The sequence below is a fragment of the Shewanella sp. SR43-8 genome (genome assembly GCF_014163775.1).
Taxonomy (GTDB): Bacteria; Pseudomonadota; Gammaproteobacteria; order Enterobacterales; family Shewanellaceae; genus Shewanella; species Shewanella vesiculosa.
The window spans coordinates 295,347-309,576 of the sequence record NZ_JACJDX010000001.1 but is presented as its reverse complement, the minus strand read 5'-3'; the positions used below and the strand labels follow the sequence as shown (position 1 = coordinate 309,576).

Annotated in this window: 16 protein-coding genes; 15 read left to right on the top strand and 1 reads right to left on the bottom strand. The window is 42.8% G+C overall.

The window, feature by feature from the left end; all coding sequences use genetic code 11:
• Positions 1-43: 43 nt before the first annotated feature.
• The 9 genes from H5114_RS01320 (at position 44) to H5114_RS01280 (ending at position 9,259) form a co-directional block, all read left to right on the top strand.
• The gene (locus H5114_RS01320; RefSeq protein ID WP_124016846.1) at positions 44-1,165 is read left to right on the top strand and encodes a bifunctional tRNA (adenosine(37)-C2)-methyltransferase TrmG/ribosomal RNA large subunit methyltransferase RlmN; all 1,122 of its coding nucleotides are present in this window, start codon (positions 44-46) and stop codon (positions 1,163-1,165) included.
• 31 nt (positions 1,166-1,196) lie between these two features.
• A complete protein-coding gene (pilW, locus tag H5114_RS01315) occupies positions 1,197-1,982 on the top strand; it encodes a type IV pilus biogenesis/stability protein PilW (protein ID WP_182697961.1) in 786 nt (261 codons plus the stop codon).
• The gene (locus H5114_RS01310; RefSeq protein ID WP_182722005.1) at positions 1,982-2,944 is read left to right on the top strand and encodes a RodZ domain-containing protein; all 963 of its coding nucleotides are present in this window, start codon (positions 1,982-1,984) and stop codon (positions 2,942-2,944) included. Before pilW ends, H5114_RS01310 begins: the two co-directional genes overlap by 1 nt.
• Positions 2,945-2,975: 31 nt before the next feature.
• Positions 2,976-4,091: a flavodoxin-dependent (E)-4-hydroxy-3-methylbut-2-enyl-diphosphate synthase gene (ispG, locus tag H5114_RS01305; protein ID WP_124016849.1), complete on the top strand. Its 1,116-nt coding sequence runs from the start codon at positions 2,976-2,978 to the stop codon at positions 4,089-4,091.
• 96 nt (positions 4,092-4,187) lie between these two features.
• Complete coding sequence (gene hisS, locus H5114_RS01300) at positions 4,188-5,462, top strand: histidine--tRNA ligase (protein ID WP_124016850.1); 1,275 nt, start codon at positions 4,188-4,190, stop codon at positions 5,460-5,462.
• 26 nt (positions 5,463-5,488) lie between these two features.
• The gene (locus H5114_RS01295; protein ID WP_124016851.1) at positions 5,489-6,109 is read left to right on the top strand and encodes a tetratricopeptide repeat protein; all 621 of its coding nucleotides are present in this window, start codon (positions 5,489-5,491) and stop codon (positions 6,107-6,109) included.
• A gap of 12 nt (positions 6,110-6,121) precedes the next feature.
• The gene (gene bamB / locus H5114_RS01290; RefSeq protein ID WP_124016852.1) at positions 6,122-7,357 is read left to right on the top strand and encodes an outer membrane protein assembly factor BamB; all 1,236 of its coding nucleotides are present in this window, start codon (positions 6,122-6,124) and stop codon (positions 7,355-7,357) included.
• A gap of 103 nt (positions 7,358-7,460) precedes the next feature.
• Positions 7,461-8,927: a ribosome biogenesis GTPase Der gene (gene der / locus H5114_RS01285; RefSeq protein WP_011636594.1), complete on the top strand. Its 1,467-nt coding sequence runs from the start codon at positions 7,461-7,463 to the stop codon at positions 8,925-8,927.
• Positions 8,928-9,049: 122 nt separating this feature from the next.
• A complete protein-coding gene (locus H5114_RS01280; protein ID WP_182697964.1) occupies positions 9,050-9,259 on the top strand; it encodes a DUF3565 domain-containing protein in 210 nt (69 codons plus the stop codon).
• A gap of 16 nt (positions 9,260-9,275) precedes the next feature.
• Here H5114_RS01280 and H5114_RS01275 read toward each other — a convergent pair whose 3' ends face one another.
• Positions 9,276-9,677 carry a hypothetical protein gene (locus tag H5114_RS01275; protein WP_182722004.1) on the bottom strand — a complete coding sequence of 134 codons (402 nt, stop codon included), beginning with the start codon at positions 9,675-9,677 and terminating at the stop codon, positions 9,276-9,278.
• Positions 9,678-9,812: 135 nt separating this feature from the next.
• On the opposite strand from H5114_RS01275, the gene H5114_RS01270 reads away from it, so the two are divergent.
• From H5114_RS01270 to H5114_RS01245, 6 genes are all read left to right on the top strand, one after another.
• A complete protein-coding gene (locus H5114_RS01270) occupies positions 9,813-10,379 on the top strand; it encodes a cytochrome b/b6 domain-containing protein (protein ID WP_182722003.1) in 567 nt (188 codons plus the stop codon).
• 131 nt (positions 10,380-10,510) lie between these two features.
• Positions 10,511-11,020: a TlpA disulfide reductase family protein gene (locus H5114_RS01265; RefSeq protein WP_124017011.1), complete on the top strand. Its 510-nt coding sequence runs from the start codon at positions 10,511-10,513 to the stop codon at positions 11,018-11,020.
• Positions 11,021-11,024: 4 nt separating this feature from the next.
• Entirely contained in the window at positions 11,025-11,264 is a 240-nt protein-coding gene (locus H5114_RS01260) for a DUF4266 domain-containing protein (RefSeq protein ID WP_124016856.1), read from the top strand.
• On the top strand, positions 11,255-12,553 hold the full coding sequence (locus H5114_RS01255; protein ID WP_182722002.1) for a DUF3570 domain-containing protein: 1,299 nt from the start codon (positions 11,255-11,257) through the stop codon (positions 12,551-12,553). The genes H5114_RS01260 and H5114_RS01255 overlap by 10 nt, the downstream gene beginning before the upstream one ends.
• 77 nt (positions 12,554-12,630) lie before the next feature.
• Positions 12,631-13,509, top strand: coding sequence for an FAD:protein FMN transferase (locus H5114_RS01250; RefSeq protein WP_182722101.1), 879 nt, complete (start codon positions 12,631-12,633; stop codon positions 13,507-13,509).
• Between the two features lie 6 nt (positions 13,510-13,515).
• Positions 13,516-14,175, top strand: coding sequence for a response regulator transcription factor (locus tag H5114_RS01245; protein WP_124016858.1), 660 nt, complete (start codon positions 13,516-13,518; stop codon positions 14,173-14,175).
• The last annotated feature ends 55 nt before the right edge of the window (positions 14,176-14,230 follow it).

The following is a 14,230-nucleotide window of genomic DNA, read 5'->3' as shown; positions in this document are numbered from 1 at the left end:
ATTTGCCGCCCTGTTAAAGGTTTTGGTGTTTGAGGTTAGGCAGATGAGTGAAAAGAAAATCAATTTATTAGATCTTGATCGTAAAGGACTGCGAGCATTGTTCAGCGAGATGGGTGAAAAGCCGTTTCGTGCCGATCAGTTAATGAAGTGGATTTATCACTTTGGCGTTACTGACTTCGAAGAAATGAATAATATAAATAAAGTATTGCGTGGTAAATTAGCAGCGCGATGCGAAATTGTCGCACCTGAAATTTCTAATTTCCAAAAGTCTGCTGATGGGACCATTAAATTTGCTATTAATGTTGGTCAGGGCCAAGAAGTCGAAACCGTCTATATTCCAGAAGAAGACAGAGCGACCTTGTGTGTGTCGTCACAAGTTGGTTGCGCTTTAGAATGTACTTTTTGCTCTACTGGTCAGCAAGGTTTTAACCGTAATTTAACCGTCGCTGAAATCATCGGTCAAGTTTGGCGAGTGTCGCAATTTTTAGGTTTCCATAAAGACACTGGCGATCGACCAATTTCAAACGTAGTGATGATGGGGATGGGCGAGCCTTTGCTTAACCTTGCTAACGTTATCCCTGCTATGGACATTATGTTAGATGATTTTGGCTTTAGTTTATCTAAGCGTCGAGTGACATTATCAACCTCGGGTGTGGTACCTGCACTTGATAAATTAGGTGATGTCATCGATGTGGCATTAGCCGTCAGTATCCATGCGCCTAACGATAAGTTACGTGATGTGCTCGTTCCGGTGAATAAAAAATACCCATTGCAAGAGTTTTTAGCGGGTATTCGTCGCTATTTAGAAAAGTCTAATGCAAATCGTGGCCGTGTCACGGTTGAGTATGTAATGCTTGATCATATAAATGACAGCACAGATCAAGCACATGAACTCGCTATCTTAATGAAAGATACGCCATGTAAGATTAACTTAATTCCGTTTAACCCGTATCCTGGTTCTCCGTATGGCCGTTCATCGAACTCACGCATTGACCGTTTTTCTAAAGTGTTAATGGAACATGGTCTAACCGTGATTGTGCGTAAAACGCGTGGTGACGATATTGATGCTGCTTGTGGTCAATTAGCCGGTGATATTCGTGATAGAACAAAGCGTTTAGCAAAAAAACAAATGCAACAGAGTCAGATTTCAGTCACAATGGAATAACTCGTTGTTTGCATAGATAATAGGCTTATAAATGAAGCATGGAATGCAAAAGGTTTGTTTAATGACTTTAGTGGCTTTGTCTGCCACTGCTTGTGTTACTGAGCGTACTTACAGTGGTACTGATACCCCTGTAGCTGAACGTCAGTTTGATAAGCAGGGAGCTGCTAGAGAACGTATGCAACTAGGACTGACTTATCTACAGCGTGGTAATAGCGAGCAAGCAAAGTATAATTTAAATAAAGCTGTTGAATATGCGCCGAACATCAGTGAAGTTCATATGGCAATGGCTTATTATTATCAAACCGTTGGCGATATTGAGCGAACGGAAGAGTCATACAAAAAAGCGATTAGTTTGAGTGATGTGACGGGGGATGCGCGTAACAATTTTGGGGTGTTTTTGTGCCAACAAAATAAGTTTGCCGAGTCTGAGAAAATGTTTCTTGCAGCCATAGAGACACCTCAATATACCCGTACCGCATCAAGTTATGAAAACTTAGGTGTATGCAGTCGCAAAGCCGGTAATAAAGAAAAAGCGCGACAGTATTTTAATATGGCGTTAAAGTATGATCCAAGACGTAAAGTCACATTATTAGAATTAACCGAGTTAGCCATGGAAGATGCTGACTACGGCGATGCGCGCGAACAACTCGCAAGATACCATCGAGTTGCTAGTGAATCAGCAGAAAGTTTAGCCTTAGGGATCAAGATTGAGCGGGCGGCGAACGATGTAGAGGCCGTAAAACGATTTGGCATTTTATTAATTGCGAAGTTTCCTGCATCTCCACAAGCCAAAAATTATAGAGCTAACTTGAATTAATGACTAAAGAATTCGAACAAGTAGAACAAGACGAAGAGAACGCGTCATTGTTAACAAATGTTGTTACTGCTGGGGCCATTTTAAAAGCGGCCCGCGAAGCAAAAGGGATCTCAATTGAGACCGTCGCAACTCAACTGCATTTACGCCCCAAGATCATTAATGATCTTGAAAATGACATCTTTGATAATATTGCCTCTACCACTTATGTGCGCGGCTATATTAAAAATTATGCTCGTGCAGTAAGTGCTGATATGAACAAAATTCAGCTATGTTTAAGCCAGCAATTGCCTGAAATTGTTGCCCCTGAAATGCAAAGCTTTTCACGCAAGACGACGCATCAAGCTCGTAATAGCCGTCTAAATTTTGTGACTTACCTTATTATTGCCGTATTGATCGCTATGTTAGTATTGTGGTGGGTTCAAAAGTCATCGTTAATAACCAGTGTTGATTTATCTCAACCAACCGTTGAAGAAATTGCTGCTGGAAGTAACATGGCCCAACCGCAACAATTCATTAGAAGCGAAACTGAACAGTCTAGTGGTAATGAGCCAAGTAACGAAGCCAGTGCGAGTGCGGCAGAGGCTCCTAGCCAAGCTGCAATAGATGCTGAAGATAAGCTTATTCAAACGGCGCAAGATGCAGCTAGTACTTCACCTAGCAGTGTCGAAAGTGATAACGCACAAGCTGCATCAACAAGCTCAAGTTTAGTGAGTGGTGCAAGTGTATTAACCATTGAACTTTCAGGTGATTGTTGGGTTAATGTGACTGATGCCACAGGTAAAGTCATGGTTGATGGCGTGAAAAATTCAGCCCAACGAATTGAAGTTCAAGGTACAAAACCGTTTAAAGTGATCCTAGGTGCACCTCAAGTCGCCAGTATCAGCCTCGATGGCAATAAAATCAGTTTAGCTGAATTTGCCAATGGTCGAGTAGCAAGATTAACCCTGCCTAAAGCGTCATAATGCTTTAGCAACTGCAGTAGAGTACATTTACATGTATAACGAATCCCCAATTATTCGCAGACCATCAACACGTATATATGTGGGCAATGTGCCTATTGGCGATGGTGCACCGATTGCTGTCCAATCGATGACCAATACCAATACTAATGATGTGGAAGCCACAGTTGCACAAATTCGTGCGTTGGAAAAGGTGGGCGCTGATTTAGTGCGTGTTTCTGTGCCAACGATGGATGCAGCTGAAGCGTTTAAAATCATTAAACAGTCAGTGAATGTGCCTTTGATTGCCGACATTCATTTTGATTATCGTATTGCACTTAAAGTGGCTGAATACGGTGCAGATTGCCTGCGCATAAATCCTGGAAATATTGGTAATGAAGAGCGTATTCGCAGCGTTGTTGAATGTGCACGCGATAAAAATATTCCAATCCGTATCGGGGTCAATGGTGGTTCGCTTGAAAAAGACTTAATGGATAAGTATCGCGAGCCAACTCCGGAGGCGTTGTTTGAGTCGGCAATGCGTCATGTGGATATTTTGGACCGTTTGAACTTTGATCAATTTAAAGTCAGTGTAAAAGCCTCAGATGTATTTCTTGCTGTCGCATCTTATCGTTTACTCGCTAAACAAATACGTCAACCTTTGCATTTGGGGATTACTGAAGCAGGCGGTATGCGTGCCGGTTCAGTTAAATCAGCTGTGGGTTTAGGCATGTTATTAGCTGAGGGTATTGGTGATACTTTACGTATTTCCTTAGCAGCCGATCCCGTTGAAGAAATCAAAGTGGGCTTTGATATTTTAAAGTCTTTGCGCATTCGTAGCCGTGGAATTAATTTTATTGCTTGTCCTTCTTGTTCGCGCCAAGAATTTGATGTGATTAGCACAGTCAATGAACTTGAACGTCGTCTTGAAGACATTACCACCGCAATGGATGTGTCCATTATAGGTTGTGTCGTTAATGGTCCAGGCGAGGCATTAGTGTCTGATATTGGTTTAACGGGTGGCCATGCTAAAAGCGGTTATTATGATGGCGGAGTGCGTCAAAAAGAACGCTTTGATAATAACAATATCGTCGATGGTTTAGAAGCTAAGATCCGTGCAAAAGCAAGCATGATGGCCAACCGTATCGCGATAACCGATAAAACCGAATAATCTTAATCCTGTGCATGACAACCTAAAGTTGCCGATGCAGAGGGTGTATTTACATTTTATTAGCGCAAGCTAATTCAATAAGTGGACAAGTTAACAGTGGCAAAGCAAATCCAAGCTATTCGCGGAATGAATGATATTCTGCCTACCCAAAGTCCTATATGGCAAAAACTCGAAGCAGTATTGCGTTCATCTGTTAGTGCATTCGGTTATAGCGAAATTCGCACTCCTATCGTAGAAAGTACCGACCTTTTCAAGCGCTCTATTGGTGAAGTGACCGATATTGTTGAAAAAGAAATGTATACCTTTGAAGATCGTAATAGTGACAGCTTAACCTTACGTCCTGAAGGTACCGCTTCAACTGTTCGTGCGGGTAACGAGCATGGTCTGCTTTACAACCAAGAACAACGTTTATGGTATATGGGACCTATGTTCCGTCATGAGCGTCCGCAAAAAGGTCGTTATCGTCAGTTCCACCAGTTCGGTGTTGAAGTGTATGGCATTGGTAGCGCCGATATTGATGCTGAAGTATTGATGTTATCAGCCCGTTTATGGGACTTGTTAGGGATTAAAGAACACGTTGCACTTGAGCTAAACACCTTAGGCGATCCCGCTGAACGTGCAGCCTATCGCGATGCGTTGATTGCTTTTTTAGAGCAGCATAAAGACATTCTCGATGAAGATAGTAAACGTCGGATGTATTCAAATCCATTGCGTGTACTGGACACTAAAGATCAGCAAGTGCAGGCTATTTTAGCTGACGCACCAGCATTAATGGATTACTTGGGTGAAGAAACTAAGACACATTTTTCAACTTTATGTGAACTCTTAGACGCTGTTGGCATCCAATACACCATCAATCCACGTTTAGTACGTGGTTTAGATTATTATAACCGCACCGTATTCGAATGGGTTACCACCAGTTTGGGCTCTCAAGGTACAGTGTTGGCGGGTGGTCGCTATGATGGTTTAGTCGGCCAACTGGGGGGGAAAGATACTCCAGCCGTTGGTTTTGCAATGGGCCTTGAGCGCATTGTACTATTACTTGAAACGCTTGAGTTAACCAGTGATATTGCCCCTGAAGTAGACATCTATGTTACTGCTATGGGTGATAATTGTGTGGTTGAAGCCATTAAAGTGGCTCAAGAGTTGCGTCAACAGTTACCAACGCTTAAAGTCATGAGTCATTGCGGTGGTGGTAACTTTAAAAAGCAAATGAAGCGTGCCGATAAAAGCGGTGCTCAATTTGCGTTGATCATTGGCGAAAATGAAGTCGCGAATAATCAAGTGGCTATCAAGCCGTTAAGAACAAAAGACGAACAACAATTGGTTACGCGTAGTGAACTCGTAACTAAAATTGCAGAACTGATTTAAGAATTGATTTCAAAGGGGAAGTGCAAGTGGAAATTTATAGCACAGAAGAACAACAAGTAGATGCTATCAAGCAGTTCTGGAAAGATTATGGTACCTCGATTGTCGTGGGTGCCGTGGTAGGCCTTGGTGGTCTATATGGTTGGAATACTTATTCTGATATGAAAGTGACGGCAGCCGAAAAAGCTTCCGAATCGTTTCAGTCTATCGTGACACAGTCAGCTAACCCTGCAGCGTTATTGGTTCAGGCAGAAAGCTTTACATCAGAACATGATCAGCAAGGTTATCAGGCATTACTCGAGTTGATGGTCGCTAAATCAGCGGTTGAAGCGGGTGATTTAGCAAAAGCTGAAGCCTCATTTACCAAAGTAATTGCCGCAGAGCCTGGTTCAGGTTTAGGCATGGTGGCCATGATACGTCTAGCGCGTATTCAAGCTGAGCAAAATAATCTTGGTATGGCATTAGCCACACTAGAACAAGTGACTGATAAAGCATTTGCTTCGCAACGTGAAGAATTAAAAGGCGACTTTTTAGTGCGTCAAGGTGATTTGGATAAAGCCAAATTAGCTTATCAAGCAGCCGTGGATAATGGTGGTGCGATAGCCAGTCCTGCGCTAACCATGAAGTTAGACAATCTAAATAAGGCATAAGGAATTTAGCCAATGAAGTCTTGGTGTAAAAATCTACTTGCCGTCGGGTTAAGTGTTGCTCTTATGTCTGCTTGTTCTTCAAGTGATGTTGAAGAAGAGCCTGTGAGTGAATTAGTTGATATACAAGCAACTGTATTTCCTGAAGTGACTTGGGATACCAGTGTTGGCGATGGCGTAGGTGATTATTACTCGCAACTTCGTCCAGCGGTTCGTTATGGCAAATTATTTGTCGCCGATCGCAGCGGTGTTGTGGTTGCGTTTGATGAAACCAGCGGCAAGGAGCTATGGAAACAAGACTTTAATGATGTCTTTGAAGATAAGCTTGAAATTAAAACCAAAGGAATTCGTTTAGCTGCCGGCGTTACTGCGGCACGTAACAAAGTCTTTGTTGGTGGTGAAACTGGCTTATTAGTTGCGCTAGATGAGGCTACGGGTGACGTAGTGTGGTCTGCTCAAGCTAATGGTGAGTTATTATCGGCACCGACAGTGGCAGAAGATGTTGTTGCAGTAAATACCAGTAAAGGTGCATTTGAAGCATTTAATATCGATAACGGTGAAAAGTTATGGACCTATGAAATGCAGCTGCCAAACCTTACCTTACGAGGTACAGGTTCAGCCGCTTATGAAGCGGGCGGTTTCTTTTTAGGCACAGCAGATGGCAAAGTCGCTGTTGTGGTCAAAAGTAATGGCCAACAAGCATGGGAACAAGCGGTATTTACCCCAACCGGTTCCAATGAGTTTACCCGGATGGCAGATATTGATATGACGCCATTAATTTTGGGCGAAAATATTTATGTTGCGAGTTACAACGGTAATCTCGTGTCTATGGAGCTTCGCAGCGGACGGATTGTTTGGTCACGTAAATATTCAAGCTTTAATGATTTAGCTGCTGCAGGTATTGGCCTGTACTTAGTTGATGATCATAGCCGTATTTATTCGGTTGATCGTCGCAATGGTCTTGAATTATGGAGTAATTCGGTTCTTAAAAACCGTGAATTAACCGCTCCAGCCGTGATAGACAATTACATTGTTGTCGGTGACTTTGAAGGTTACTTGCACTTTATTGACCGTAATAGCGGTGACATTGTTGGCCGCATTGAAGTTGATAGTGATGGATTATATGCCCAACCTTTAGTGGTGGGTGACAACATTTATGTTCAAGGCCGAAGTGGTAAAGTTGCTATTGTTTCCTTGAACAAGCAAGAGCAAATGAATGCTGAGGAAGATACCAAAACTGATGCGGAATAAGTCGTAGCATTATTTTTGCGTTAATTAAGGTATAATATCCTTACTAGAGCCCCTGGAAGCGTTCCGGGGGCTTTTTATTGAAAAGTTTTTTAGAGGCAAAATCATGATCCCTGTAGTGGCCCTTGTAGGGCGACCGAATGTCGGCAAATCGACATTATTTAACCGTCTTACTCGTACTCGTGATGCGTTAGTCGCTGATTTCCCAGGTTTAACACGTGACCGTAAATACGGCCGCGCATTTTTAGCTGGCTACGAGTTTATCGTTGTTGATACTGGCGGTATTGATGGCAGCGAAGAAGGGATCGAAACTAAAATGGCTGAACAGTCATTGGCCGCGATTGAAGAAGCGGATGTCGTATTATTTATGACTGACGCTCGTGCGGGTATGACAGCTGCTGATTTAGCGATTGCTCAGCATTTACGTAGCCGTGATAAAGTCACTTTTGTGGTTGCTAACAAAGTCGACGGTATTGATGCCGATTCAGCTTGTGGTGAGTTTTGGTCTTTAGGTCTAGGTGAAGTATACCAAATGGCTGCCGCGCAAGGCCGTGGTGTGACCAACATGATTGACTACGCACTAACGCCTTATGCTGAAGCTATGGGTATCGTTCGCGAACTCGACGAAGAAGGCGAGCAAGTTGAACGTGAATATACTGAAGAAGAAGCTGAAGCAGAACAAGAACGCCTGCAAAACTTACCGATTAAGCTCGCCATTATTGGTAAGCCTAACGTGGGTAAATCAACACTGATTAACCGTATCCTCGGCGAAGAACGTGTGGTGGTTTATGACGAACCCGGTACTACTCGTGACAGTATTTATATTCCAATGTCACGTGAAGGTAGAGAGTACGTATTAATTGATACTGCTGGCGTTCGTCGTCGCAGTAAAGTGAATGAAGTTATCGAGAAATTCTCGGTGATTAAAACCTTAAAAGCAGTTGAAGATGCTAACGTAGTATTATTGGTTATCGATGCGCGCGAAGGTATTGCAGAGCAAGATCTTGGTTTATTAGGTTTTACCTTAAACGCTGGTCGTGCATTGGTTATTGCGATAAATAAGTGGGACGGTATTGATCAAAAAGTCAAAGACCGTGTTAAAAGCGAACTTGATCGCCGTTTAGGCTTTATCGATTTCGCCCGTATTCACTTTATTTCAGCATTACATGGTACTGGCGTTGGCCATTTGTATGAGTCAATTGAAGAAGCCTACGACAGTGCTACACGTCGTGTGAGTACTTCAATGCTGACTCGCGTTATGCAGATGTCGCAAGATGATCACCAACCACCATTGGTTAATGGTCGTCGTGTGAAACTGAAATATGCTCACGCAGGCGGTTATAACCCACCAATCGTGGTTATTCATGGTAACCAAGTTAAGAAGTTACCTGATTCGTATAAGCGCTATATGATGAACTACTTCCGTCGTTCATTGAAAGTAGTTGGTACGCCAATTCAGTTACGTTTCCATGAAGGTGCTAACCCGTTTGAAGGTAGAACTGAAAAGTTAACCGTGGGTCAAGAGCGTCGTCGTAAGCGTGCAATGAGCCACATTCGCGATCGTACTAAGTAACCTCGTATTGACTTAAGTTATTTATCGCTTAAAAAGCCTGACTTGTTCAGGCTTTTTTGTCGGTGTTAACCGTGCTATTGGAATTGCTATTGGCATTGCTATTAAAGATTAGGTGAACGAGGATGCAGCAAAAAATTATCGGTTATCATCTGGATGAAGAACAGCATTGGGTGGCAGAATTAGGCTGTGGCCATTTTCAACATGTACGCCATAACCCACCTTGGACTGTTCGCCCCTGGGTGACGACGGTAGAAGGTCGACAACAACAATTAGGCATGATCCTTATTTGTAAAAAATGCGATGTCGCGGCAGCGGCAGATAGGCTCGACTAAACTGAGTTTGCCTATCTTAAGACGATAAATCACTGGCGGTTCGACACCACCATAAGTAAGCGGCGATGTAGGTACATATAATAGTGTCCATTACCATTGATGACCAAAATCCATCGACAAAAGGTTGATTGGCATTGCTCAATACTAAGCTAATAAAAAACAGCTTTTCAATTAGCGCAATGCAAAATACTGGTTTGACCCAATCTGAGCGAAACATTGCAATAAAAAAACTGCATCCCACCATCAAAACCATTAATCCCCAATGCTGAATGAAAATTGTATCACTGGCAAAGAAGGGCAGTTGGTTTAGGTTTTCCAGCGCCCATTGGGGAAACAAAGTATACAGTCCACCTAATGAAGTCCCTAGACCGGCTAGAAATAACACTATTTGGCGATATTTAATCAAAATAGTTGTCACGTGTGACCTCTTTCAATGTTTTATGCTGTCATAATGTCATGTTTTAGAATATTTTTCGATTATTGTTATTCATAAGTAATTGTTAAGATTTCGGCGTAATAATAGCCGCATTATCGCAATCCTATCGAGGTTTATATGCAAACACAGACTAATTTCCCACGGCTTCATCGTCTCATTCACTGGGGGCTCGCGTTGACTATGATGGTCATGCTATTAACAGTTTTATTGCGACTTGGCTGGATGGAGAAAAACCATATGGCCGCGATTATTCATCAAGGTTTAGCCAAAATTGACGTCATCATTACTGATAAGCAAGCGGTGAGCATTGCAAGAAGTATTCGTGGTGTTATGTTTCAGTGGCATATTTATTTCGGCTATGCGGTCAGTGTATTTGTGTTAGCGCGTTTTATTTATATGGCTAAATTTGGTCTGCATTACACATCACCTTTTTCGCGCCAAGCAACCACTAAACAAAAGTTTCAAGCGTGGGTCTATTGGCTATTTTATGCGGGTGTCGCCTTGTCAGTTACAACCGGTTTGTTGCTTAAATTTGGCCCAGAATCAATAGAAGGACAGGCTGAAACAATACATGTACTGGCACTTTGGTATTTCATTCCTTTTATCAGTTTACATTTAGCGGGTATTTTAGTGGCTGAATCGGGTCATGAGAAAGGTTTAGTGTCGAAGATGATTGGTGGTTAACCTTAACAATTGTGTGGTCGAGGCAGCATTTGCCTTGGCCAGCTTTTTAAATTGTTCGATCGGTTTACTTAAGTAAACCTTAAGCTTGGTAACTTACTTTGTCCTATATTCAGTCAGTAGGCAAAAATATGATGTCAAAAAAGTTATTTTCACGCTTAAGTAAGTTTAACATTGCCGCGTTAAGTTTGGCGTTAAGCCTTGGAGTCAGTGTTACTGCTTATGCTGCTCCGTCATTAGATAATAAAGTGATGGATCTGCAAGGGCAGTCTGTCAGTTTGCAACAATTTGCCGGTAAGGTCGTTTATGTCGACTTTTGGGCTTCATGGTGTGGCCCATGCCGCAAATCATTCCCTTGGATGAATGCCATGCAAGCTAAATATCAACAGCAAGGTCTCGAGGTTGTAGCGATTAACCTTGATGTTGACACAGCATTAGCGCATGAGTTTCTGAGTAAGCTACCGGGAAAATTTAATCTTCGCTTTGACCCTGAGGGCGATATTGCTCGAGCCTTTGAGTTACAAGGAATGCCAAGTAGTTTTATGTTTAACCGTAAAGGTGAACTGGTACAAACTCACATGGGATTTTTTACCGAAAATACCCCCGCCTACGAGCAAGAAATCCAAATGTTGTTACAGGAGTAAACTCATGACGAAAGCGTTTTATCAACCCTTAGCCAAGGCGGCAGTGGCGTTAGCCATTGTCAGTAGTTTGGCTGGATGTTCAAGCCTAGGTGTACAACCTTGGGAAAAAGATCAATTAGCCAGAGCTGACATGGCCTTAAACAGCGAAAAACTCGATCTTGCCTTAGATGACCATATTTATTTCAGTAAAGAAGGCACCAGCGGTGGTCGTTCATTAGCGGGTGGAGGTTGTGGATGCAACTAACATCTAAGCAAAATATTGCCAGTGCATTGGCGTTAGCAAGCTGCAGTCTACTGAATCAACAGGTGAGTGCTGCTGAAGCCATTCCTGCAAATGATGATTGGAAAGTCGATGCTGCCATTATGTATTATGGTGAGCAAGACCGTGTGCAAGCTGCAGAAGCCATTGGTAATGTGCAAAAAGCCTTTGGCGAAACTTCACTCCTAGACATGAAAATTGTAGTCGACAGCTTAACAGGCGCATCGGCTTCTGGTGCGGTTGCCCAAGACGAAAGCCAAACCTTTACTCGTCCTTCAGGCGACGGCCAATATACCGTTAGCTCAGGTGAAACGCCGCTTGACGATACGTTTCACGATACCCGGGTACAGCTAAGCGCTAATTGGCAAGAAGTGCTTAACCAAGATTGGACGGGTAATGTCGGTGTGTACGGCTCTAAAGAGTTCGATTACCTCTCTATGGGTATTAATGCGGGCCTTGAGCGCAGCTTCAATAAAAACAACACGACGGTGTCGTTGTCGGGCGCGTTCAGTAATGATGTGGTTGATCCTGTTGGCGGTCGCCCAGTAGCCATGTCACAAATGGTGTTTCGGGGTAATTATGCCAGTGATGCCGATTATCAAGCCGCATTTGATCAAACTCGTTTAGCGGGTGATGATACTAAGCAAACGAGCGATATTATGTTCGGTGTCACTCAGATTATTAATCGTAATTGGTTAATGCAGGCTAACTATGGTTTATCCAGTGTGTCTGGTTACATGACTGACCCGTATAAAATTCTTAGTGAAGTTGATGCTAATGGTCAAACACAAGCTTACCGTTATGAAAATCGTCCTGATTCACGCTTGAAACACAGTGTGTTTTTACTTACCAAAGGTGCTTTAGATTCTGGTGTAGTCGATTTTTCATATCGTTACAGTACTGATGATTGGGATATTCAATCACATACGTTAGAAACCCATTACCGCTATTACTTTAGCCCAAGCATCTACGGACAATTACATTTACGTTATTACCAACAGCAGGCTGCTGAGTTTTATCGACCATTCTTAATGAGTGGCGATGCCATACCTGAGTATGCCAGCGCAGATTATCGTATTGGTGATATGACGGCTTATACGATTGGGCTTAAGTTTGGTCAGCGTTTATCCGGTGGACATGAGTTAAGTTATCGTATTGAGTATTATCAGCAAAATCCTGAAAATAATGGTACGCAATTACCGGGGCAGTTACAGAACTATGATTTATTCCCAGCAGTGAAGGCAATTGTAGCTCAAGTGAGTTATTCGTTTTAAGATGGATGTTATATCCATAAAACGAGTCACTTTACGTGCATAAACGGCTAACTACAGTGTTAAAAGCCCCAGAGGCGATGAGCTTACAGACTCGTCCTTGGGGCTTTTTAGGTTCATTTAACGCTATGGCAAGCCCATGCGAATTGTTAATGGCGGTGAATGACGAACATGTAGCTCGGCAAATGCTCAATATTGCTTATGATGAAGCTAAGCGTATAGAAAATAAATTTAGTCGTTTTATTGAAGGTAATGTGGTGTGGCAGCTAAATCATGCTCAAGGTGACACAACAGTCATTGATGCCGAAACCCTTCATTTATTTACCTTTGCGAAACAATGTTTTCAATTAAGCGAGACAGCATTTGATATCAGCGCTTGCCCATTAATGGCCCTATGGCGTTTTGATGGTAGCCATTGTGTACCGCTGCAAACTGAGATTGATAAAGCCTTAGATCAAGTTGGTTTTGAACGTATTACATTGACTAACACTAGCGTTCATATGCCGGCTGGCATGAGTGTCGATTTTGGCGGTATCGGTAAAGAATATGCCGTTGATCGCACCGCAAATATATTGGCTCAACGTTGGCCTGATACGTCGGTATTAGTTAATTTTGGTGGTGATATTGCTTGTCCGGTCTCCAAAGCGGATGGCTGGCAGGTGGGGATTGAAAACCCGCAGAAGCTTGATAATGCTGCAGCACTATTAACTATCCGTCAGGGTGCTCTCGCGACCAGCGGCAATACTCGACGTTATATAGAAGTGAACGGTAAGCGTTATGGGCATATTATTAATCCTCAAAATGGTTATCCGATAGAACAGGCGCCATTATCGGTTACTGTACTCGCGCCAAATTGTGTTATGGCGGGAATGTTAGCCACGATGTCGATGTTAAAAGGGCCAGATGCTGAAGCGTTTTTACAGCAGCAAGGTGTCGATTTTAAGGTATTTAGGGGATAAGTCATCATGCGCGTGTTACTGGTTGAAGACAATAAACTACTCGCCCAAGGCGTGATGCTGAGTTTGGCCAAAGAAGGTATCCAGGTTGATCATCTGCCGTCCTATAAGCAGGCGGAGGTAGCCCTGAATAATGAAGATTTTAGCGCGATTATTCTCGATTTGGGTTTGCCTGATGGCAATGGCGCTGACTTACTAAAACTGTGGCGTCGTAACGGTATCTCGTTACCGATTATTGTACTCACTGCAAACACTGATTTTGATACACGTTTGATGTGTTTAGATATTGGCGCAGACGATTATTTAAGTAAACCTTTTGATGTCAGAGAGCTTATTGCAAGATTACGCGCTATTATTCGACGCCAGCATGGTCTAGACAATAATCAATTTAGTTATGGCGCGCTTAATATTGATTTTGCCCGCTGTGAAGTACATTTTCGCGGCGTGTTAGTGTCACTCTCTCGGCGCGAGTATCAATTATTGCTCGAGTTTGCTCAATCTGCTGGACGGGTATTAACCCGTAATCAACTTGAACAATTAACTTATGGTTGGGATGAAGTCGGCAGTAATTCGATCGAGGTGCATATTCATCACTTACGCAAAAAAACTGCCACCGAATTAATTAAAACTGTACGTGGTATAGGCTACATTTTAACGGAAACGGTATAATCTTTTTCGTGACAAGTCATCAGTAAACAGCGTAACACCTAAATCGCGCTATGAT